Source organism: Streptomyces sp. MB09-01 (assembly GCF_033794505.1).
Taxonomy (GTDB): domain Bacteria; phylum Actinomycetota; class Actinomycetes; order Streptomycetales; family Streptomycetaceae; genus Streptomyces.
This window is the reverse complement of the sequence record NZ_JARAYQ010000072.1, coordinates 13017-34215: the sequence shown is the minus strand read 5'-3', so window position 1 is coordinate 34215 and position 21199 is coordinate 13017. Positions and strand designations below refer to the sequence as shown.

The window sequence follows — 21199 nt, the reverse complement described above, 5'->3', positions numbered from 1 at the left end:
GGCGACCTTGTCGCCGAGGTCGCGGATGGCCTGCGGCGGCGGACCGATCCAAGTCAGGCCGGCGTCGATCACGGCCTGGGCGAAGTCGGCGTTCTCGGACAGGAAGCCGTATCCGGGATGGATGGCGTCCGCACCGGAGTCGGCTGCGGCCTGGAGGACCTTGGAGATGTCCAGGTAGCTGGCGGCCGGGGTGTCACCGCCCAACGCGAAAGCTTCGTCGGCCGCGCGGACGTGCAGAGCGTCCCGGTCCGGATCGGCGTAGACGGCTACGCTCGCGATCCCGGCGTCCCGGCAGGCCCGAGCAACGCGGACAGCGATTTCGCCACGGTTGGCGATGAGCACCTTGCGCACGATGGCTCCCTCCTTGAAACAAGCTGAGTTTAGGGACAGCCCACACGGCCTTTCGACCCTTTCCCGGTGGTGACCTTGCCCACACAGAGTGTGATGCGAGGCCCGGACCACCCGAGAACCCTTGTGGCGCCCCAGGTCAGGGGGATCCCCGACTGCACAGTAACCCCGTCATGTATCCAAGGTCTCTGTCCCCCCGGTCAGCGGCCCCGGGTGATTCTTTGTCGAGTCCCTACGAACGGCCCACATTTTCTTTGCCGGCGGAACCGGAGTTGTCCACTTGCTTACTGATTGGTAGCCCCGCTGTCCCGCAGGACGAACCGGGACAACACCGTACCCACAGCGGTTCCCGTCCCCGCGCAGGAGCCGCGCTCCCGGCGGTGCGCCCCGGACGGACGGCCGGGCCGCATCCCACCGGTGGCCCGGGGAAGGCGCGTTGACGAACCGTCGAACCCGGGTGGGCGGATGTCTTGCCCGCCGCTCTACCCGTTAGTAGCCTCCAGGCGTCGAACGGGCCCGTGACGTGTGGGGGGTGGGGACGCCGTGCTGCGAAGACTCGTGGCCGGACTGGCCGCGATCGTGCTTGTCGCGGAAGCGGCCGTGCTCGTGCTCGTCCACATCGTGCTGGGCCGGACCACGGCGAACCAGTCGATGTCCATCGCGGGCAGCGATCCGGACGTCATGTCCAAGGCGACCTACGCCATGGGGGCGGGCATGGGCGCCTTCCTCGTGCTGTGCGCCGTCCTCGCCGCCGTCGCCGCGCTCCGCGACCGCTCCCCGGGCCGCCCCGCCCGCGTCGTGCTCATCACCGCGGCCGTCACCCACGGGCTGCTCGGCGTCCTCGCCGTCGTCCTGGTCGGCTGGGCCGCCTTCGCGGCGACGACGCTGATCCTGTGCCTCCTGGTCCTGACCCTGACGCTCTACGCCGCCCCGCGGGACGGCGACGGCGGCGACGGGAGCGCGCAGCCGCCCCCGCCCGCGTTCGGGGAGCTCAAGCCCACAGGTCCGTGATGGACACGCCCAGTTCGCCCAGCAGGGAGCGCAGCAGCGGCATCGACAGGCCGATCACGTTGCCGTGATCCCCGTCGATGCCGTCGATGAACGGCGCCGACAGCCCGTCCAGGGTGAACGCCCCCGCCACGTGCAGCGGCTCGCCGCTCGCCACGTACGCCGCGACCTCGGCGTCCGTCGGCTCGCCGAACCGGACCGTGGTGGACGCCGTGGCCGAGACCTGACGGCCGTCCACCGTATCGATCACGCAGTGCCCGGTGCGCAGTACGCCCGCCCGTCCGCGCATCGACTTCCAGCGCGCGGTGGCCTCCTCGGCGTCGGCGGGCTTGCCCAGCGCCTCGCCGTCCAGCTCCAGCACGGAGTCGCAGCCGATCACCAGGGCGCCCGCTGCCTCGTCCAGGCCCGCCACGACCGCCGCCTTCGCCTCGGCCAGCGCCAGGGCCAGCGCGGCGGGCTCGTCGTGGTTCAGGGTGTCCTCGTCGAAACCGCTGACGATCACGTGCGGGGCGAGCCCGGCCTGGCGCAGCAGGTTCAGCCGGGCGGGGGAGGCGGAGGCGAGGACGAGCTTGCGCGGGTTCGCGGGCTGGGGCGTGGCAGTCATGCCCGCCATCGTAGGCGCGCCGACGACACCCCGGAACACGCCCGGAGGGGGCCTAGAAGTGGCCCACGCCCAGGACGTAGACCACGACGAGCATGGCGAGGGCGAGCACCACGCTCAGCCGTCGGATCATCGCCTGCGCGTCGCGCATGTCCTTGGGCGGCTCGTTCTTCGGGTCGGACCAGAGCATGCTCCGATCCTGGCCCCGGGCACGGGTGTGGCGCCTGAGTACGGGTACTCAGGCGCCACCCTTCGTTCACATCATCTTCGGCTAACCCGGCCAGTACGTACGGCCCCACGCGCGCGGCCCCGGCTGCGGCAGCCGCCGCCGTGCCACCCGGGCCGGCGTCGACCACTCGTCCGCGACCGGCGGGGCGCCCGACGGTGCCGAGGCCAGCACCGCCGCGCGCGCTTGGACCACCGCCAGTGCGGCGGCCAGCTCCTCCGGGGTCGGATTGCCCTTGACGACCTTGATCACCACAGAGACCTCCTGGAGGGGCTAGAGGGGGATGTTGCCGTGCTTCTTCGGCGGCAGGGACTCCCGCTTGGTGCGCAGCTGCCGCAGCCCCTTCACGACGTGCGCCCGGGTCTCGGACGGCATGGTCACCGCGTCGATGTAACCGCGCTCGGCGGCCGTGTACGGGTTGAGCAGCGCGTCCTCGTACTCGGCGATGAGCCGTGCCCGGGTCTCCTCCACATTCTCCGCCTCCGCGATGGTCCGGCGGTGCAGGATGTTCACCGCGCCCTGCGCGCCCATGACGGCGATCTGCGCGGTCGGCCAGGCCAGGTTCAGGTCCGCGCCGAGGTGCTTGGAGCCCATGACGTCGTACGCGCCGCCGAAGGCCTTGCGGGTGATGACGGTGATCAGGGGGACGGTGGCCTCGGCGTACGCGTAGATCAGCTTCGCGCCGCGCCGGATGATTCCGTTGTACTCCTGGTCCGTGCCCGGCAGGAAGCCCGGCACGTCGACGAAGGTCAGCACCGGGATGTTGAAGGCGTCGCAGGTCCGGACGAACCGCGCCGCCTTCTCGGAGGCGTCGATGTCCAGGCAGCCGGCGAACTGCATCGGCTGGTTGGCGACGATGCCCACCGGGTGGCCCTCGACCCGGCCGAAGCCGGTGAGGATGTTCGGCGCGAACAGCGCCTGCGTCTCCAGGAACTCCGCGTCGTCCAGCACGTGCTCGATCACGGTGTGCATGTCGTACGGCTGGTTCGCGCTGTCCGGGATCAGCACGTCGAGCTCGCGGTCGACGTCGGAGACCTCGGTGTCCGCCTCCTCCGGGAAGGCGGGCGGCTCGGAGAGGTTGTTCGACGGCAGGTACGCGAGGAGCGACTTCACGTACTCGATGGCGTCCTTCTCGTCGCCCGCCATGTGGTGGGCCACGCCGGACGTGCTGTTGTGGGTGCGCGCCCCGCCCAGCTCCTCGAAGCCCACGTCCTCGCCGGTGACCGTCTTGATGACGTCCGGGCCGGTGATGAACATGTGCGAGGTCTGGTCGACCATGACCGTGAAGTCGGTGATGGCGGGGGAGTACACGGCGCCGCCCGCGCAGGGCCCGACGATCAGGCTGATCTGCGGGATCACGCCGGAGGCGTGCACGTTGCGGCGGAAGATCTCGCCGTACATGCCGAGCGCGCTGACGCCCTCCTGGATGCGGGCGCCGCCGGAGTCGTTGATGCCGACGAGCGGGCAGCCCGTCTTCAGCGCGAAGTCCATGACCTTCATGATCTTCTGGCCGTAGGTCTCGCCGAGGGCACCGCCGAAGACGGTGAAGTCCTGCGAGAACACGGCCACCGGGCGTCCGTCGACCGTGCCGTAGCCGGTGACGACGCCGTCGCCGTAGGGGCGGGTCTTCTCCAGCCCGAAGCTGGTGGAGCGGTGCCGGGCGAACTCGTCCAGCTCGACGAAGGACCCTTCGTCCAGCAGCAGGGCCACCCGCTCACGCGCCGTCAGCTTGCCCTTGGCGTGCTGCTTCTCCACAGCCCGCGCGGACCCGGCGTGGGTGGCTTCGTCGATGCGGCGCTGCAGATCCGCGATCTTGCCCGCGGTGGTGTGCATGTCGATCGGCTCTGACGGATGTGACATCGGGGTCGCGGCTCCCTGCATGGTGTCAACTGCCTGGTCAATTGATTGACTACTGCTGGCTACTGGTGCGTAGCGTATCGGCGGGCATGGCGCTCGGCAGTGCGGCGTTTGACACACCTGCTGTGGGTTGCCTGGCCTGGCTGCCTTCCTTAAGGGGAAGGGGTCCGGGGCCCGGATCGGGCGGAGAGCGCCGGGTGGTGGACCTTCCGCACGCAGCCGAAGGTTCCGTACGGTTCCGCGGCCTGCGCGTCGTCGGGGTAGAAGCGGAACCTGAATGCCCTCTTTACCGCAGAATTCCCCACAGGGCGGGAAGCTAGGGTCAATCAAGATCCGAACGGCATCCCGGGTCAGAGGATCACACACGGCGACGTAAGGAATCCGACATGCCATCAGATGCTCCAGCAGGTGCTTCCGCCGGCCGTTGGTCGAGTCTGGAGCGGCCGCCCCTGAACGCCCAGGGGCTGCGGCGGGCCCTCGTCACCGAGGGAGGGCTGTGGACCTCCCTCGACGTGGTTGCCACCACCGGTTCCACCAACAGCGATCTCGCCGCCCGGGCGCCCGAGCTGCCCGAGGGGGCCGTGCTCGTCGCCGAGGAGCAGAGTGCCGGGCGCGGGCGGCTCGACCGGAGCTGGGTCGCGCCGGCCCGGTCCGGGCTGTTCTTCTCCGTCCTGTTCAAGCCGGGCGACGCGGTGCCGCAGGAGCGCTGGGGGTGGCTGACCCTGCTGGCCGGGGTGGCCACCGCGACCGGGCTGTCCCGTGCGGCGGGCGTGGACACCGCCCTCAAATGGCCCAACGACCTGCTGGTCACCGTGGACGACGAGGAGCGCAAGACCGGCGGGATCCTCGCCGAGCGCGTCACCGACGGCGTGGTCGTCGGGATCGGGCTGAACGTCTCCCTCACCGAGGACGAGCTGCCCGTACCGACCGCGGGCTCGCTGGCGCTCGCCAAGGCCTCCGTGACCGACCGGGACCCGCTGTTGAGGGCCGTACTGCGGTCCCTGGAGGAGTGGTACGGGAACTGGCGCGCGGCGGGCGGCGACCCCGCCGCCAGCGGTCTCCAGGAGACCTACGCGGCGGGCTGCGCCACCCTCGGCCGCCACGTCCGCGCGGAGCTCCCGGGCGGCCGCACTCTCACCGGAACGGCCGAAGCGGTGGACACCGATGGCCGCCTGGTGATCCGTACGGCCGAGGGACAGCACGAGGCGGTGGGGGCGGGGGACGTCGTCCACCTGCGCTCCGTGCACTGACGGGGCACGACGGGGACGGGGCCGGACGCGCGGAGAAATGTGCGGAACGAGCATTTCGGGCGCGTACGGCCTCAAGGGCCGCCCGGCCGCCCCGGAGGCGGACCGGGTCGCAAAAAGGGGAGGGGGAGTGAGCTACGGCACACCTGCCGTATGGTTTAGGCGATCCCGGTGCTCGTGGTGATCAACCGGTTCGCAGGACAGTGCGCACGGAATGGACAGGAGGCGGCCCTTGACCGTCGACGACTCTACGTCCAGCGCGTCCGCCGGCGCCGGCGGCTCCGCATCCGGCCCGGGCACCCCGATCGGCCGTGACCAGCACACCCCGCACCACGAGGTCGACCACACGGCCCAGCCGACGGCGGATCCCCTCGCCATCCGGCTGGAGCAGCTGATCCTCGGGGCCGAGCGCCGGTACACGCCGTTCCAGGCGGCCCGGAGCGCCGGTGTGTCCATGGAGCTCGCCTCCCGTTTCTGGCGGGCCATGGGCTTCGCCGACATCGGGCAGGCCAAGGCGCTGACCGAGGCCGACGTACTGGCTCTGCGCCGGCTCGCCGGTCTGGTGGAGGCCGGGCTGCTGTCCGAGCCGATGGCGGTGCAGGTGGCCCGGTCCACCGGGCAGACCACGGCGCGGCTGGCGGAGTGGCAGATCGACTCGTTCCTGGAAGGGCTGACGGAGCCGCCGGAGCCGGGGATGACCCGTACGGAGGTCACGTACCCCCTGGTGGAGCTGCTCCTGCCCGAGCTGGAGGAATTCCTCGTCTACGTGTGGCGGCGGCAGCTGGCGGCCGCCACCGGACGCGTGGTGCAGGTCGCGGACGACGACGAGATGGTCGACCGGCGGCTCGCCGTGGGCTTCGCCGACCTGGTGGGCTTCACCCGCCTCACGCGGCGGCTGGAGGAGGAGGAGCTCGGCGAGCTCGTCGAGTCCTTCGAGACGACCGCGGCGGACCTGGTGGCCGCGCACGGCGGCCGGCTGATCAAGACGCTCGGCGACGAGGTGCTGTACTGCGCCGACGACGCGGCGACGGCGGCGGAGATCGCGCTGCGGCTGATCGAGACGATGGAGCTCGACGCGCAGATGCCCGAGCTGCGGGTCGGGATCGCCTTCGGCACGGTGACGACCCGGATGGGCGACGTCTTCGGGACCACGGTGAACCTGGCCAGCCGGCTGACCTCCATAGCCCCCAAGGACGCGGTGCTGGTGGACGGCGCGATGGCCGAGGAGCTCTCCCGGACCGGGGCCGCGCCGGTGTCGGAGAAGGAGGCGGAGACCTCGCCCGACGAGGGGGCGGGCTACCGGTTCGCCCTCCAGCCGATGTGGCAGCGTCCGGTGCGCGGGCTCGGCGTGGTGGAGCCCTGGTCGCTCACCCGCAGGAAGCCCAAGAACCCCGCCTGACGCCCCCGGGGCCCTCACTGCCCGGCCCGGCCCCTTGTGCGGCGGTCCGGGGCGCAGCCGTGCCCCGGAGCCCCGCGGCCTTGACCCGGTGGGCGCCCCGCGCACTAGAGTGCGCTGATAACGCTCGTTAACCGGGAGGGTCGCAGGCATGTCTGAGCAGCGCTTCGGAGAGTTCGTCGCGGTACGTCGGGAGGGTGACGGGCACGTCGCGGAGCTGGCGATGGACCGCCCCAAGGCGATGAACGCGGTGTCGACGGAGATGGCCCGGTCGATCGGCGCGGCCTGCGCGGCGCTCGCGGCCGACCCGTCGGTCCGCGTGGTCGTACTCACCTCCACCGCCGAGCGGGCCTTCTGCGTCGGGGCGGACCTCAAGGAGCGGAACTCGCTGTCGGACGCCGAGCTGGTGCGGCAGCGGCCGACCACGCGGGGGGCCTACGGGGGCGTGCTGGAGCTTCCGGTGCCGACCATCGCGGCGGTGCACGGTTTCGCGCTGGGCGGCGGCTTCGAGCTGGCCCTGGCCTGCGACGTGATCGTGGCCGACGAGACCGCGGTGGTCGGGCTGCCCGAGGTGTCGGTGGGAGTGATCCCGGGCGGCGGGGGCACGCAGCTGCTGCCGCGCCGGGTGGGAGCGGCGCGGGCGGCCGAGCTGATCTTCACGGCGCGCCGGGTGGACGCGGACGAGGCGCTGTCCCTGGGGCTGGTGGACTCGGTGGTCGCGGCGGGGCAGGACAGGGCCGAGGCCCTGGCCCTGGCGTCCCGGATGGCGGCGAACTCCCCGGTGGGTCTGCGGGCGGCCAAGCGGGCGCTGCGGCTGGGGCACGGGATGGACCTGGCGGCGGGTCTGGAGATCGAGGACGCGGCCTGGCGGACGGTGGCCTTCTCCGGTGACCGGGCGGAGGGCGTGGCGGCCTTCAACGAGAAGCGGAAGCCGAACTGGCCGGGGGAGTAGCCCGCCGGTCCGGCAGGCCCGGGGGTGTCTCCCCAGCGACGTCGCGCGTACCGAATCGGACAAAACTCCCTAACCTGGGGTGATGGGAGTCGACGGGCGGCTGCGGGCCGTGGTGAGCCTCGCGCAGGCGATGGCCGCGGCCTGCGCGCCGCGGGACAGTGTGCGGGCGGCGGCGCGGGGGGCGCGCACGGCGCTGGACGGCTCGTTCGCCGCGATCTCCGCGTGGGAGCGGGAGCGGGGGCGCCTGCGCGTGCTCGTGAACGAGGGCGAGCGGCGGGCCGGGGAGGAGGAGTTCCCCGAGGACGAGTCCTACCCCGTGCACGACTTCCCCGAGATCACCGAGTTCCTCCACGAACGGTGGGTGGGCGGCGGCGGCCCGCACGCCTGGATCGAGAGCGCCGGGGGCGACCGTCCGGGGCGGCGCGGAGAAGCCCTGCGCCACCGCGGCCGCGGGACCTGCGTGGTCGCGCCCGTCGTGCTCAGCGGGCGGGCCTGGGGTGAGCTGTACGTAGCCCGGGACGAGGGACTGCCCGACTTCGACGAGGACGACGCCGAGTTCGCCACCGTGCTGGCCGCCGTGATCGCGGCCGGGCTCGCGCAGAACGAGCGGCTGGAGGAGGCCCGTCGCCTCGCCTTCACCGACCCGCTGACCGGGCTCGCCAACCGCCGGGCGGTCGACATGCGGCTCGACGAGGCCCTGGAGGAGCACCGGCGCACCGGGGTGGTGGTCAGCCTCGTCGTCTGCGACCTGAACGGGCTGAAGAAGGTCAACGACACCCTGGGCCACGCCATGGGCGACCGGCTGCTGGAGCGGTTCGGATCGGTCCTCAGCCTGTGCGGGGCCATGCTGCCCGGCGCGCTGGTCGCGCGCCTGGGCGGCGACGAGTTCTGCCTGGTCGGGGTCGGCCCGAGCGCCGACGAGGTGGTCCGGGTCACCGAGGAGGTGTGCACCCGGGCGGCCGAGTTGGAGCTGGGCGAGGGCGTGGCCTGCGGGGTGGCCTCCACCGGGGACCCGATCGGACCGGTGAAGTCCTCCCGGCGGCTGTTCCGGCTGGCCGACGCCGCCCAGTACAAGGCGAAGGCGGCGCGCTCGACCGGGCCGGTGGTGGCGGGGCGGGACACCGCGGTGGTCCGGCTCGCGGACGCCGCCGCCCAGGAGGCCCCGGGGGAGCGGCGCCGCTTCCGCGGGCGTCAGTGAACGCCCCGGGACTGCCCGCGACCGCCCCCCGACAGGGGTGCGGGTGCCTGCCGGCGGCACGGGACCCGTAAGGGTTACTCGTCGGTCGCGATCGTGACGATTTCCCCTAGTGACATGAAGCGATTCAATCCGTAGGGTGCTGAATATGGATATGCACACTGTTGTGGTCGGGACCTCCGGGACCACTGCCGAGGACGTCATCGCCGTCGCCCGCGGCAACGCACGGGTCGAGCTGTCCGGCGAGGCGCTCGACGCACTCGCCCGCGCCCGCGAGATCGTCGACGCCCTCGCCGCCAAGCCCGAGCCCGTCTACGGGGTGTCCACCGGATTCGGCGCCCTCGCCTCCCGGCACATCAGTCCCGAGCTGCGCGCCCAGCTCCAGCGCAACATCGTCCGCTCGCACGCCGCCGGCATGGGTCCGCGCGTCGAGCGCGAGGTGGTCCGCGCGCTGATGTTCCTCCGGCTGAAGACCGTCGCCTCCGGGCACACCGGCGTACGGCCCTCCGTCGCCCAGACCATGGCCGACGTGCTCAACGCCGGGATCACCCCCGTCGTCCACGAGTACGGCTCCCTGGGCTGCTCCGGCGACCTCGCCCCGCTGTCCCACTGCGCGCTCGCGCTCATGGGCGAGGGCGACGCCGAGGGCCCGGACGGAACCGTCCGGCCCGCCGGCGAACTGCTCGCCGAAGCCGGGATCACCCCCGTCGAGCTCCGCGAGAAGGAGGGCCTCGCCCTCCTCAACGGCACCGACGGCATGCTCGGCATGCTCGTGATGGCCCTCGCCGACCTCGGCAAGCTGTACACGTCCGCCGACATCACCGCGGCCCTCACCCTGGAAGCGCTGCTCGGCACCGAGAAGGTCCTGCAGCCCGAGCTGCACGCCATCCGCCCGCACCCCGGCCAGGGCGCCTCCGCCGCCAACATGGCCGCCGTGCTGAAGGGCTCCGGGCTCACCGGGCACTTCCAGGAGGAGTCCGCCCCGCGGGTGCAGGACGCGTACTCGGTGCGCTGCGCCCCCCAGGTCGCCGGCGCGGGCCGCGACACCATGGCGCACGCCGCCCTGGTCGCCTCCCGCGAACTGGCCGCCGCCGTCGACAACCCGGTGGTGCTGCCCGACGGGCGCGTGGAGTCCAACGGCAACTTCCACGGGGCCCCGGTCGCGTACGTCCTGGACTTCCTGGCCATCGCGGCCGCCGACCTCGGCTCCATCGCCGAGCGGCGCACCGACCGGCTGCTCGACAAGAACCGCTCGCACGGCCTGCCGCCCTTCCTCGCGGACGACGCCGGCGTGGACTCCGGTCTGATGATCGCCCAGTACACGCAGGCCGCCCTGGTCAGCGAGATGAAGCGGCTCGCGGTGCCGGCCTCGGCCGACTCGATCCCCTCCTCCGCCATGCAGGAGGACCACGTCTCGATGGGCTGGTCGGCCGCGCGCAAGCTCCGTACCGCCATCGACAACCTGACGCGGATCATCGCCATCGAGCTGTACGCGGCCACCCGCGCCATCGAGCTGCGCCACGGCCTCACGGCGGCGCCGGCCAGCCGGGCCGCCATCGAGGCCGCCCGGGCGGCGGGCGTGCAGGGTCCCGGGCCGGATCGTTTCCTCGCCCCCGACCTGGCCGCCGCCGAGGAGTTCGTCCGTACGGGCGGGCTGCTCGCCGCGGTGGAGCCGGTGACGGGTCCGCTCGCCTGACCGCGGACTCTGACGTGCGGCGAAGGGCCGCTCCGGGATCTCTCCCCGGGGCGGCCCTTCCCGTTCACAGGGCGTGTGTCCCGTTCACATGGAGCGGGAGGGGGAGTGTGAGCGGCGTACGGAGAAGGCCACGAACCCGGCCCCGACGCCGAGGAACAGCGTGCCGCCCAGCAGGTAGGGGGCGGTGTCGACGGAGCCGGTGTCGGCGAGCACGACGGACGGCGGCTGCGCGCCCGCCGCCTCGGCCGTCCCCGTGACGGTTCCGGTTCCGGACCCCGAACCGGTCCCGGCGGCGTTCGCGCCGGCGGGCACGCCGGAAACGCTCTCCGCGGCCCCTGGTGAGGTGGCGCCCGCCGAGGGCACGAACCACAGGGCGGCGAGGAGGGTGGTCGCTCCGAGAGCGGTGAGCAGCGGTCGGCGTGCGGACACGGTGCGATCCCCCTTGTGGCAGCAGCGAATTGGCCGTGTGCGGTGATGCTACGGAAAGGGGCGGGTCGTGGGAAAGTCAGGGCTTCCGCGGGCTTACTCTCCGTCGTATGAACCCTACTGAGACATCACGTTATGTCCGCCTCCGGGTGGATTTGGTGCTTGAGGTGCCGGATGCCCAGGCACTCACCGGAGCCGCGCTCGAACACATCAAGGCCGATGAGTTCATGCCGGACGAGGAGCGCGGCCACGCCGAGTCCGCCGTCCGCGAGGACGAATCGGAGGCCCTGGCCTACCTGGTGGACCCCACCGACCTGGTCGCCGAGATTCCCGGCGTGGAGCTGGCGCAGGCCTCCTGGAGCAGCGAGCCCGTCGAATACGACCCCGAGTCGATGGAGTGGGACCTGGACGAGGAAGATGGGGACTTCGACGAAGAACCCGACAACGCCTGACCGTGTGGTGGCCCACATCCCAACGGAATGTGGAACCGGCCGGCGCCGTTAACGCGTTGTCAGGACGAGGCAGGGGGGTGCGCCCCCCTGCCCGGCCAGCCCCGGGACGGCAGCCCCGGGGTATCCGGCAACGATGGAGTGACGTGTGAGGACGGACAGCAAGCGACGGAGAAGGTCCCTGGCGGCCATATCCGTCGTGCTCGGCGGTGTACTGGTGCTCTCGGCGTGCAACGACGGGGGCGACGACAAGCCGAAGGGCAACGGCGAGGCCAGCAAGTCCCAGGCCGAGGTCGACGCGGCAGCGGCCAAGGACGCGTCGAAGGCGAAGATAACCATCACGCCGAAGGACGGCGCCACCAACGTCGGCCTCAACGACTCCGCCAACGTCGCCGTCAGTGACGGCACGCTCACCCTGGTCGAGCTGAAGACCAGCGAGGGTGCGGCCGTGGCCGGCAAGATCGCCGCCGACGGCAAGAGCTGGAAGCCCGACGCCGCCCTGAAGCGCTCCACGAAGTACGCCCTGGCGGCGACGGCGAAGGACGCGGACGGCCGCGAGGCCCATGAGAACGCCTCCTTCACCACCATCTCCCCCGAGAACAGCTTCGTGGCCTCCTTCGTTCCGGAGGAAGGCCAGACGGTCGGCGTGGGCATGCCGGTCTCGATCACCTTCAACAAGCCGATCAAGGACAAGAAGGCCGTCCAGGCGGGGATCTCGGTCTCCTCCAGCAGCGGCCAGGAGGTCGTCGGCCACTGGTTCAGCCCGCAGCGCCTCGACTTCCGCCCCGAGCAGTACTGGCAGGCGAACTCCACCGTCACGCTGAAGCTCGCACTGGAGGGCGTCCAGGGCGCTCAGGGCGTCCAGGGCGTCCAGAGCAAGACCGTCACCTTCAAGATCGGCCGCAGTCAGGTCTCCACGGTCGACACGAAGACGAAGAAGATGACGGTCACCCGGGACGGCGCGGTCCTCAAGACCATCCCGATCTCGGCGGGCTCCCCGGAGAACCCGACGTACAACGGCCAGATGGTGATCTCCGAGAAGTTCAAGGAGACCCGGATGGACGGCTCGACCGTCGGCTTCAAGAACGAAGAGGGCAAGGGCGAGTACGACATCAAGGACGTCCCGCACGCCATGCGGCTGTCCACGTCCGGCACCTTCATCCACGGCAACTACTGGGGATCGGACTCGGTCTTCGGCAGCGTCAACACCAGCCACGGCTGTGTCGGCCTGAACGACGCCAAGGGCGCGAACGACCCGAACCAGCCCGGCGCGTGGTTCTTCGACAACTCGCTCATCGGCGACGTGGTCACCGTGGTCAACTCCCCGGACAAGACCATCAAGCCGGACAACGGCCTCAACGGCTGGAACATGGCCTGGGCGGAGTGGAAGGCCGGCTCGGCCGCCTGACGCCGCGCGTGAACCGACCGCAGTCGACGGACGGCGGGAACCCTCCGGGGTTCCCGCCGTCCGTCTTTCGCGTGTCCCGGGCGGCGCCGGGTGACGTGGCCGAAAACCGCTCAGTGCCGCGTCCGGGCCCCGTCTAGGGTCGGGACATGACGATCCGCTCCCTCGACCTGCCGCCGTCCGACGCCGAGGTGGACGCCTGGCTGGCGGTGCTGGTCGCCGCCGTGGCCGCCGACCAGCCGCAGCTGCCCGCGCCCTCCCACCGGGAGATCGCGGGGCGGCTGTGCGTGCCGCCGGCCCGCGGCCGGCCCGTGCTCTGGGCGGCGGCCGAGGGCGCCGGAGTGGCGGCCCTGCTCCTGTTCACGGACGAGGGCAACACGCACACCGCGTTCCTCGACGTGCTGACCGTACGGCCGCAGGAGCGGCGGCAGGGCGTGGGCACCGCCCTGTGGGAGCGGGTCCGCGAGGAACTGCTCGCGCAGGGCCGGACCTCGGTCGCCGCCATGGTGGACCTCGGCGGACCGGGGCAGGCTTTCGCCAAGTCGCTGGGCTTCGAGAACGTGCTGCCGATGGCCTGGTACGAGCAGGAGCTCCCCGCCGACGGGCCCGTCCCCGCCACGCCCGGATACGAGCTGCACGTCTGGCACGGCCTGGCCCCCGACGCCTGGGCACCGGCCCTCGCCACGGCCCACGGGGCGATGGAGGACACGCCGACCGGGGACATGGACGAGCGGATCCAGATCTGGACGGCGCAGCGGCTCCACGCCCTGCAGCAGCTGATCATCGACCGGGGCGGAGAGCTGACCACGGTCGCGGCGGTGACCGGGACGGGCGAGGTGGCCGCGTACACGGAACTCGTCCTGCCGGATCCGTCCGGCGCGCGCGCCATCCAGCACGACACCGTGGTCGCCCCCGGCCACCGCGGCCACGGCCTCGGCCGCGCCGTGAAACTGCGCATGGCGGCCGAGGCCGCCGCACGCCACCCGGGGCTGCGCCGCATCGCCACGACGGTGGCCGACGCCAACACCCACATGCGCGCGGTGAACGAGGCCATCGGCTACCGCCGCGAGCGCGACGCGGGCATCTTCCAGATCAAGCTCTGACCGGCCCCGGAACGCCGGCCGCCGGCCGTTCCGCCGGCTGTTCCGTCGGCCGCGCGGGCGGCGGCACGGTCGACCGGGCGTCCCAAGTGGCCAGCAGGCGCAGGGCGTCCGCCGAAGCGGAGCCCGGCGCCGCGTGGAAGGTGACCAGGGACTGCGTCGGGTCGTCCGGGAGCGTCAGCGTCTCGAAGGACAGGTGCATCTCACCCACGAGCGGGTGCCGCAGGAACTTCACCCCGTGCGTCTTGTCCGCCACCGTGTGCGCCGCCCACAGCCGCCGGAACTCCTCGTTCTTCACCGACAGCTCCCCGACCAGCGCCGACAGCCGCTCGTCGTCCGGGTGCTGACCCGCGTACACCCGCAGGTTGCTGACCACCTCGCACGCCCGGCACTCCCACTCCCCGTACAGCTCCGCCGTCGCCGGGTCCAGGAACACCAGCCGCACCAGGTTCCGCTCGGCCGCCGGCAGCGCCCCGAAGTCCCCGAAGACCGCGGCCGCCAGACGGTTCCAGCCGATGACGTCCTGCCGGTGCCCCACGAGGTACGCCGGTACGCCGTCCATCGCGTCCATCAGCGTCCGCAGCTCCGGCCGCATCTGCTGGGGGCGCCGGGCCTGCCGGCGGCTGCGCGGCTTCGGCCGGGCCAGGTCCGTCAGGTGCGCCCGCTCGGTGCCGTCCAACCGCAGGGCCCGCGCGATGGCGTCCAGCACCTCCGTCGACACGTTGTGCCCGCCGCGCTGCTCCAGCCGCGTGTAGTACGCGACCGACACCCCCGCGAGCTGCGCCAGTTCCTCGCGGCGCAGCCCGGGCACGCGCCGCCGGCGCCCGTAGTCCCGCAGCCCCACGTCCTCGGGGCGCAGCCGCGCGCGGCGGGAGCGGAGGAATTCGCCGAGGCAGGCTCGCTGATCAAGCTGGTCCATGCCGCCAGTATCACCGGGCGGCGCGCCGTGGTGCGGGCGCGAGCCTGACCCCGCCAGGGGTAGGTTCGCCGGTCGTAGTCAGGACAGGGGGATGGGTGGACGCCGGCCGGACCGGCAGCGTGGGGTGCACCGCCCGACGTCACCGCTCGAAGGAGCACCCCCATGTCCGTCACCCAGGTCGCCGCCTACGCCGCCCCCGCCCCCAAGGCCCCGCTGGAGCGCACCACCGTCCCGCGCCGCGCCGTCGGCGAGCACGACGTCCTCATCGGCATCAAGTACGCCGGCATCTGCCACTCCGACATCCACCAGGTGCGCGACGGCTGGGGCGAGGGGATCTACCCCATGGTCCCCGGCCACGAGATCGCCGGCCTCGTCACCGAAGTCGGCGCGGGCGTCACCAGGTTCGCCGTCGGGGACCGGGTGGGCGTCGGCTGCTTCGTCGACTCCTGCCGGGAGTGCGCGTACTGCCTGCGCGGCCAGGAGCAGCACTGCGTCAAGGGCATGACCGGCACCTACAACGCGCTCGACAAGAACGGCGAGCCCACGTACGGCGGTTACTCGACCCACCTCGTCGTCGACGAGAACTACGCCGTCCGCATCCCCGACGGCCTCGCACTCGACGTCGCCGCCCCGCTGCTGTGCGCCGGCATCACGCTGTACTCCCCGCTCAGGCACTGGGGAGCCGGCCCCGGCACGAAGGTCGCGATCGTCGGCCTCGGGGGCCTCGGCCACATCGGGGTGAAGATCGCGCACGCGCTGGGCGCGGAGGTCACCGTGCTGTCGCAGACCCTCCGCAAGAAGGAGGACGCCCTGCGGCTGGGCGCCTCCCACTTCCACGCGACCAGCGACGAGGCCACCTTCGACGAGCTGGCCGGGAGCTTCGACCTGATCCTGTCCACCGTCTCCGCTCCGCTCGGCCTGGACGCGTACCTGGCCCTGCTGAAGGTCGACGGGGCGCTCGTGAACGTCGGCGCCCCGGAGGAGCCGGTCGCCCTCAACCTCTTCTCCGTGATCGGCGGCCGCAAGACCCTTGCCGGATCGATGATCGGCGGGATCGCCGAGACCCAGGAGATGCTGGACTTCTGCGCCGAGCACCGGCTGGGCTCGGAGATCGAGCTGATCGGCGCCGATCGGATCAACGAGGCGTACGAGCGGGTGCGGGCCGGCGACGTGCGCTACCGCTTCGTCATCGACGCCTCGACGATCTGACCGGCCGCGTCACCGCCGCCGGGCCGCTCTCCGCCGGACCGCTTGCTGCCGGGTCACTCCGCCGCGGCCACGCCGATCGGGCAGGAGACGCCCGTGCCGCCGATGCCGCAGTAGCCGCCCGGGTTCTTGTCCAGGTACTGCTGGTGGTGGGCCTCCGCGGGCCAGAAGGGGCGGTCCGCCGCCGGGAGGACGGCCGTGGTGATCTCGCCGTAGCCCGAGGAGGCCAGGACCTGCTGGTAGGCCGTGCGGGAGGCCTCCGCCGTCGCCTGCTGGGCGGCGGAGTGGGTGTAGACCGCCGAGCGGTACTGGGTGCCGAGGTCGTTGCCCTGACGGAAGCCCTGGGTGGGGTCGTGGGACTCCCAGAACAGCTTCAGGAGCGCCGCGTACGAGACCTGGGACGGGTCGAAGACCACGCGGACGACCTCGGTGTGGCCGGTCAGGCCCGAGCAGACCTCCTCGTAGGTCGGATTCTCGGTGAAGCCGCCCTGGTAGCCGGCCAGGGTGGTCCACACCCCGGGGGTCTGCCAGAACTTGCGCTCCGCGCCCCAGAAACAGCCCAGGCCGAAGTCGGCCACTTCGAGGTGCGCGGGGTAGGGACCGGACAGCGGGTTGCCGAGCACGGTGTGCTTCTCGGGCAGGGCGAAGAGCGGCTCCGCGCGGCCCGTCAGGGCCTCCTCGCGGGTGGGGAGCTCGGGCGTACGGCGGTACGAGAACATGGATTCCCTCCTTGTGGCAGTGACAACGGAAAGGGGCGGGCCGGGATTCCCCGGCCCGCCCCCGTCCCGCGTGTCAGAGGCCCGGCGTGGCCACGCCCACGGCCCAGTCGCGGGCGTACAGGTACCGCCGCTTCGGCTCGCCCGCGTACGTCCACGGCAGGGCGCCGATGTACCCGTCGATGTGGCGGAACTGCTCGACCGCCTGCTCGTCGCGGTCCTGCCAGAACAGCAGGTACGCCAGCATGTGCCGCAGCCGAGGCGCCCCCGGGTGCTCGTCCCCGGCCGCCGCCAGGTCCAGGAGCGCCGCGTCCACCGCGGCGACGATCTCCGGCTCCTTGAAGTACGTCTCGGCCGCCAGGTCCTCCTCGTGCGTCTCCTGCTCGAAGTACGCGATCAGCGGCAGCAGGGTCAGCAGGTCACCGGGCCGGCCGGCGGCCGCCGACTCCCGCGCGAAGGCGAGCGCCAGCTCGTGCGAGCCGCGCCACTTCTGGCACCAGTACTGCAGGCCGCTGACGTGCGACCACAGCACCTTCGGGGCGCGCCCGACGACCTGGTCCCACAGTTCGCGGTACCGCTCGTGCGAGTAGCCCAGGCCCTGCCCGATGGGCTGTTCCACGATGTACGGGGTCGGGTCCGCCGGGTCGGCGAGGCGCTGGGCCTCGTGGGCGGCCTCCTGCGCCTTGACCAGCAGGTCACGGAAGAGCCGGAACTGCTCCTGCGTGGTGCGGCTGCCGGACTGGCCGCCGCGAACGTTCCACGCGACCATGATCGCGGTGTCGGCGTTGACCAGGGCCGCCGTCGGGTCCGTGGGGCGCGCCGCGCGCCAGGCCAGCAGCCAGGCGTCGTCCTCGGCGGCCGCCTCCGCCAGCGGGCGGACCCGCTCCATCCGCTCCTGCCAGTTCTGTCCGGCCGCCTCGATGTAGGCGGCTCCCGCCTCCCAGTCGCCCGACCGGACGGCAGCCAGGGCGGCGGCCCGCTCCGGCGGAACCGGTGCGGGGTTCTCGGTGTCGAGGTCGTCCTCCGCGACGAAGCCCAGCGCGACCACCGCCGCCGCCTTCTCGGCCTTCTCACGGGCCTCGATGGCTTCCGTACCGGCGTTCAGCGTGCCGATCTCGGCTTCCAGCCGCTTCGCCTTGCGGATGAAGTAGACGCCGCGCAGGAACTTGAACGCGCCGAACAGCAGCACGGCGCCCAGGATGTAGAGGCCGATCACGGGGCAAGCACCAGCTTTCGCAGGGATTCGGTGTCGGGCTGGTCCGAGACGGCCGCGTCCAGGGCGAGGCCGAGCTGCTCCTCGAAGCCGTCGGCCGGGTAGACCAGCGCGGCCGACTCGGACCAGGACAGCTGCCAGCGGGCGGCGCCGCGAGCCGTCAGCTCGACGCTGACCAGCTGGTTCAGGGCGCGCCGCAGGACCGGGCGGGCGAACTCGCGGGCGGTGCGGCCGGTGGTGGCCGCCGCCTGCTCGGACTTCGGGAAGCGGTCGGCGATCCGCCAGCGCACCGCCGGGTCGGCGTCCACCGCGTCGAGCAGTTCGGCGAGTCCGGGGCCCGCGCCCTCGGCGGTGAAGGCCTCCCGGATCTCCTCCGCGCCCTGGCCGACGTAGAGCGTCATGGACTCGTGGACGAGGTCCTCCCAGTCCACCCGCTTGAGCGCGAGGGCCTCGGGGGTGAGGACGACCTGCTCCAGCGCGGCCAGCGCCGCGTCCGCGTCGGCCAGCAGCTCCAGGGCCGGGCGGGTGGCCTGCCCGGCGCGGCCGTCGTCGGGCAGCGCCTCGATGCGGGCCACGCGCTCGGCGAGCGCGGGGTGGGAGTCGTACGGCGAGGTGGGCTCCGTCGACAGCTCCCGGCGCAGCTCGTCCAGATCGGCCGAGCGGGCGTCCAGCAGCCGGCGCAGTCCGCCGAAGACCTGGCCGGGGCGGGGCAGCAGACCGGCGCCGACGCCGAGGGTGGCGTACGAACTCATGTAGAAGTCGTGCGCCGAGTCGAGGGCGTTCAGCTCGCGCAGCGCGGAGGCGGCGGAGTCGCGACCGGCGACCCGGACCGAGGCGAGGTCGGCGGCGAGCTCCTGACGGCGCGAGGTCGAGCGGGTGGCACGCATGTAGAAGTTGCCGTAGGCCATGTAGATCTTGGCCATGGCGCGGTACGTCGCACCCTCGCCCGTCGTGTCGACGCCCTTGGCCTTCTTGCCCTTGGCGACCCGCTTCTCGTCCTTCTTCTCCTGCTTCGCGCGCTCCTTGGCGACCTTGCCGTCCGCACGCTCGTGGAAGTGGCCGATCGTACGGATCAGCTGGGCGCGGCCGCGGGCGATCAGCGGGGTGAGGCGCGTGTCGAAGTTGGCGTAGTGGCCCATCTCGTGGGCGAGCACGGCGCGCAGCTGCATCTCGTCCAGACCCGTCATCAGCGGCAGACCGAGGTAGAGGCGGCGGCTGCCGGGGCGCAGGCCCAGCAGCCCGGCGTCCTCGCTGACGGCGGCGTTCACCTCGTCGATCAGCACGATCTCGTCCGGCGCCCGGGTACCGACCTGCTGCGCGATGTCGCGCACGGTCCGCCACAGCAGCGGCTCCTGCGCCTCGGTGACCACGATGCCGGCGGGCGGCTCGCCCTTGGGCGTGCGCAGCATGAACATGCCGCGCACGATCGGGATCGCGAGGACGACGGAGACGATGACGAGCTTGAAGACGATCGGCCCGTGCAGCCAGGTGACGAGGGCGTAGTCGGCGCCCACGAGGGCGGCGAGCAGAACGACGCCGAGCAGATAGAAGCCGGCGAGCAGGACGAGAGCGCGCAGAGCGCGCAGCGAAGCGCCCATATGGACAGTTCCCCCCACGGGATGAAAGTTGGTGCGAGGCGGGAGTCAGGGCTGCCGCCAGCCGCATCATGCGGCTCTGTGGTCACTTACAGCAACTTTATTCACCAGGGATTTTTCCTGGCCCGTGGGGTGGCGAGCCCGCGGGTGCCCGTGGGGACGCGAGCGCCGTACGGCGGGACCGCCGACTCGAGGGTCGCGAGCCGGCCGGGGTGGGGACGCTCCGGCGTCCCCGCAGGTCGAGCGAACTTACGGCCGGGTGCGGGGCCGGTCCCGTTCAAGGGGCGCCGGCCGGCCGGGGTGGGGATGCTCCGGGGTGTCCCCGCAGGTCGAGCGAACCCACCGCCGGGTGCCGGGCCGGTCCCGCTGAGGGTTCGCAGGCCGAGGAGGCGTCCCGGAGGGGCACCACCCCACCCCGTAGCCCGGCCGACCCGCCCGGAGGGCAACCGGCCGACCCGCCCGGAGGGCAACCCGCCGGGAGGGCTAGCCCGGGAGGGTCGCCGGCGAGCCCCCGTTCGCCTCGTACCCCGCCACCGCCAGCGCCCGGTACACCGCGTACTCCGCCGCCGGGTCCGCCGCGGCCGACCACGGCAGCGCGCCCACGTACCCGTCCACGTGCCGCACCTGCTCCATGGCCTCCGCCCAGCGCTCCATGTTGACCAGGAACATCAGCAGCAGGTGCCGGACGTGCGCCAGCATCGGGTCGTCCTGGCGCGCGGTGTGCACCGCGTACAGCGCGCCCTCCACCGCCCGCGTCACGACCGCGCTCTGGTAGAAGCTGCCGGTCAGGACGATCTCGGGGGTGTTCTCGTACACCGCGAACAGCGGCAGCGCCGCCAGCAGCGAGCCCTGCGGCGCGCGCGCCGCGGCCGCGTGCGTGAACGCGTCCGCCTTCTCCCGCGAACCGTGCCACTTCGCGCACCAGTAGTGCAGCGCCGCCAGGTGCGCCCCCATGTGCTCCGGCGCCCGGTCGATGACCTCGGCCCACAGGGTGTCGAACTCCGCCTCCGAATAGGCCAGACCGCGCGCGATCGCCAGTTCCGTGATGTACGGGACCGGGTCCGCCGGCGCCAGCAGCGCGGCCCTGCGGCACGCCTCCCGGGCCTCCTCCAGGATGATCCGGTGGTCGGTGGACCCGACCCCGCCCGAGTGCCGCCACGCCTGCTGCACCAGCAGTTCCGCGTGCACCTGCGCGCCGCCCGCGTCCTGCTCCGCGTCCAGGCGCCACGCCTTCAGCCACGGGGCGCCCGCGCCCGGCTGCGCCACCAGCTCCAGTGCCGCCGCCCCGCCGAAGGCCTGCACGCGCTGCCAGCGCCGCTCGCCCTCCCGCGGGGTCCCGGCGAGCAGTTGCGAGGCCGCCTGCCACTGGCCGGTGCGCTGCACGTTGTCGAGGGCGTCCATCAGATCCTGGTCGGGCCCGGGGACCCGGATGTCGAGCTCCTCCTGCCGGTCGAATCCGTAGTTCGCCGGGTCGGCGGCGTCAGGGCTGCCCGGCGCAACCAGCTGGATGCCGCCGCGCCTGCGCCGGACGTACGGACCCACGATGAACACGATCATGAGCATCGCGAACAGCAACCACAGAATCTCCATGCCTCCAGCGAACCAGACCGAGGGGGCCGCAGGCCAATAGGGGACCCGAACCCA

21 protein-coding genes and 1 pseudogene are annotated in these 21199 nt (G+C 72.4%); 10 read left to right on the top strand and 12 right to left on the bottom strand.

Translation table 11 applies throughout. The features are described 5' to 3' along the window. A partial coding sequence (locus PV721_RS17375; protein WP_319725123.1) for a biotin carboxylase N-terminal domain-containing protein occupies positions 1-351 on the bottom strand: 351 nt, incomplete at its 3' end. A 540-nt stretch (positions 352-891) separates the two neighbouring features. On the opposite strand from PV721_RS17375, the gene PV721_RS17370 reads away from it, so the two are divergent. Further along, a complete protein-coding gene (locus PV721_RS17370; protein WP_319725121.1) occupies positions 892-1359 on the top strand; it encodes a hypothetical protein in 468 nt (155 codons plus the stop codon). Here the strand turns inward: PV721_RS17370 and PV721_RS17365 are convergent. The 5 genes and pseudogenes from PV721_RS17365 to PV721_RS17345 all read right to left on the bottom strand — a co-directional run. Continuing rightward, on the bottom strand, positions 1340-1969 hold the full coding sequence (locus tag PV721_RS17365; RefSeq protein ID WP_416371121.1) for a Maf family protein: 630 nt from the start codon (positions 1967-1969) through the stop codon (positions 1340-1342). The genes PV721_RS17370 and PV721_RS17365 overlap by 20 nt on opposite strands. A 43-nt stretch (positions 1970-2012) precedes the next feature. Then, entirely contained in the window at positions 2013-2147 is a 135-nt protein-coding gene (gene mmpB / locus PV721_RS17360) for a morphogenic membrane protein MmpB (RefSeq protein WP_319725117.1), read from the bottom strand. A gap of 81 nt (positions 2148-2228) precedes the next feature. Continuing rightward, complete coding sequence (locus tag PV721_RS17355; RefSeq protein WP_319725115.1) at positions 2229-2438, bottom strand: acyl-CoA carboxylase epsilon subunit; 210 nt, start codon at positions 2436-2438, stop codon at positions 2229-2231. A gap of 18 nt (positions 2439-2456) precedes the next feature. Then, positions 2457-4043 carry an acyl-CoA carboxylase subunit beta gene (locus PV721_RS17350; RefSeq protein WP_319725114.1) on the bottom strand — a complete coding sequence of 529 codons (1587 nt, stop codon included), beginning with the start codon at positions 4041-4043 and terminating at the stop codon, positions 2457-2459. A 173-nt stretch (positions 4044-4216) separates the two neighbouring features. Further along, positions 4217-4345 (bottom strand): annotated as a pseudogene (locus PV721_RS17345) (helix-turn-helix domain-containing protein); the annotation flags it as partial. A gap of 81 nt (positions 4346-4426) precedes the next feature. Here PV721_RS17345 and PV721_RS17340 point away from each other — a divergent pair. From PV721_RS17340 to hutH, 5 genes are all read left to right on the top strand, one after another. Beyond that, positions 4427-5290, top strand: coding sequence for a biotin--[acetyl-CoA-carboxylase] ligase (locus tag PV721_RS17340; protein ID WP_319725112.1), 864 nt, complete (start codon positions 4427-4429; stop codon positions 5288-5290). Positions 5291-5519: 229 nt separating this feature from the next. Beyond that, positions 5520-6686 carry an adenylate/guanylate cyclase domain-containing protein gene (locus tag PV721_RS17335; RefSeq protein ID WP_416371120.1) on the top strand — a complete coding sequence of 389 codons (1167 nt, stop codon included), beginning with the start codon at positions 5520-5522 and terminating at the stop codon, positions 6684-6686. Between the two features lie 148 nt (positions 6687-6834). Further along, positions 6835-7635, top strand: coding sequence for an enoyl-CoA hydratase/isomerase family protein (locus tag PV721_RS17330; RefSeq protein WP_319725111.1), 801 nt, complete (start codon positions 6835-6837; stop codon positions 7633-7635). 82 nt (positions 7636-7717) lie between these two features. Beyond that, complete coding sequence (locus tag PV721_RS17325; protein ID WP_319725110.1) at positions 7718-8833, top strand: sensor domain-containing diguanylate cyclase; 1116 nt, start codon at positions 7718-7720, stop codon at positions 8831-8833. A gap of 151 nt (positions 8834-8984) precedes the next feature. Further along, positions 8985-10526: a histidine ammonia-lyase gene (gene hutH, locus PV721_RS17320; protein WP_319725109.1), complete on the top strand. Its 1542-nt coding sequence runs from the start codon at positions 8985-8987 to the stop codon at positions 10524-10526. Positions 10527-10610: 84 nt separating this feature from the next. Here hutH and PV721_RS17315 read toward each other — a convergent pair whose 3' ends face one another. After that, positions 10611-10955 (bottom strand): hypothetical protein, encoded by a 345-nt coding sequence (locus PV721_RS17315; RefSeq protein ID WP_319725108.1) that lies wholly within the window; start codon positions 10953-10955, stop codon positions 10611-10613. Positions 10956-11119: 164 nt separating this feature from the next. Here PV721_RS17315 and PV721_RS17310 point away from each other — a divergent pair, with 164 nt between their 5' ends. The 3 genes from PV721_RS17310 (at position 11120) to PV721_RS17300 (ending at position 13909) form a co-directional block, all read left to right on the top strand. Continuing rightward, entirely contained in the window at positions 11120-11404 is a 285-nt protein-coding gene (locus tag PV721_RS17310) for a hypothetical protein (RefSeq protein WP_319725106.1), read from the top strand. A 145-nt stretch (positions 11405-11549) separates the two neighbouring features. After that, positions 11550-12809 (top strand): L,D-transpeptidase, encoded by a 1260-nt coding sequence (locus tag PV721_RS17305; RefSeq protein WP_319725104.1) that lies wholly within the window; start codon positions 11550-11552, stop codon positions 12807-12809. Positions 12810-12955: 146 nt separating this feature from the next. Then, positions 12956-13909, top strand: coding sequence for a GNAT family N-acetyltransferase (locus tag PV721_RS17300; RefSeq protein ID WP_319725101.1), 954 nt, complete (start codon positions 12956-12958; stop codon positions 13907-13909). Here PV721_RS17300 and PV721_RS17295 read toward each other — a convergent pair. Further along, positions 13899-14825 (bottom strand): helix-turn-helix transcriptional regulator, encoded by a 927-nt coding sequence (locus PV721_RS17295; RefSeq protein WP_319725099.1) that lies wholly within the window; start codon positions 14823-14825, stop codon positions 13899-13901. The genes PV721_RS17300 and PV721_RS17295 overlap by 11 nt on opposite strands. Before the next feature lie 162 nt (positions 14826-14987). Here PV721_RS17295 and PV721_RS17290 point away from each other — a divergent pair, with 162 nt between their 5' ends. Further along, entirely contained in the window at positions 14988-16034 is a 1047-nt protein-coding gene (locus PV721_RS17290) for an NAD(P)-dependent alcohol dehydrogenase (protein ID WP_319725097.1), read from the top strand. 53 nt (positions 16035-16087) lie between these two features. On the opposite strand, the gene msrA is transcribed toward PV721_RS17290, so the two are convergent. From msrA to PV721_RS17270, 4 genes are all read right to left on the bottom strand, one after another. Beyond that, entirely contained in the window at positions 16088-16750 is a 663-nt protein-coding gene (gene msrA, locus PV721_RS17285; RefSeq protein ID WP_319725095.1) for a peptide-methionine (S)-S-oxide reductase MsrA, read from the bottom strand. A gap of 73 nt (positions 16751-16823) precedes the next feature. Continuing rightward, on the bottom strand, positions 16824-17963 hold the full coding sequence (locus tag PV721_RS17280; protein ID WP_319725093.1) for a hypothetical protein: 1140 nt from the start codon (positions 17961-17963) through the stop codon (positions 16824-16826). Next, complete coding sequence (locus tag PV721_RS17275; RefSeq protein WP_319725091.1) at positions 17960-19558, bottom strand: M48 family metallopeptidase; 1599 nt, start codon at positions 19556-19558, stop codon at positions 17960-17962. The genes PV721_RS17280 and PV721_RS17275 overlap by 4 nt, the downstream gene beginning before the upstream one ends. A gap of 480 nt (positions 19559-20038) precedes the next feature. Beyond that, complete coding sequence (locus PV721_RS17270; RefSeq protein ID WP_319725089.1) at positions 20039-21145, bottom strand: hypothetical protein; 1107 nt, start codon at positions 21143-21145, stop codon at positions 20039-20041. Positions 21146-21199 lie beyond the last annotated feature (54 nt).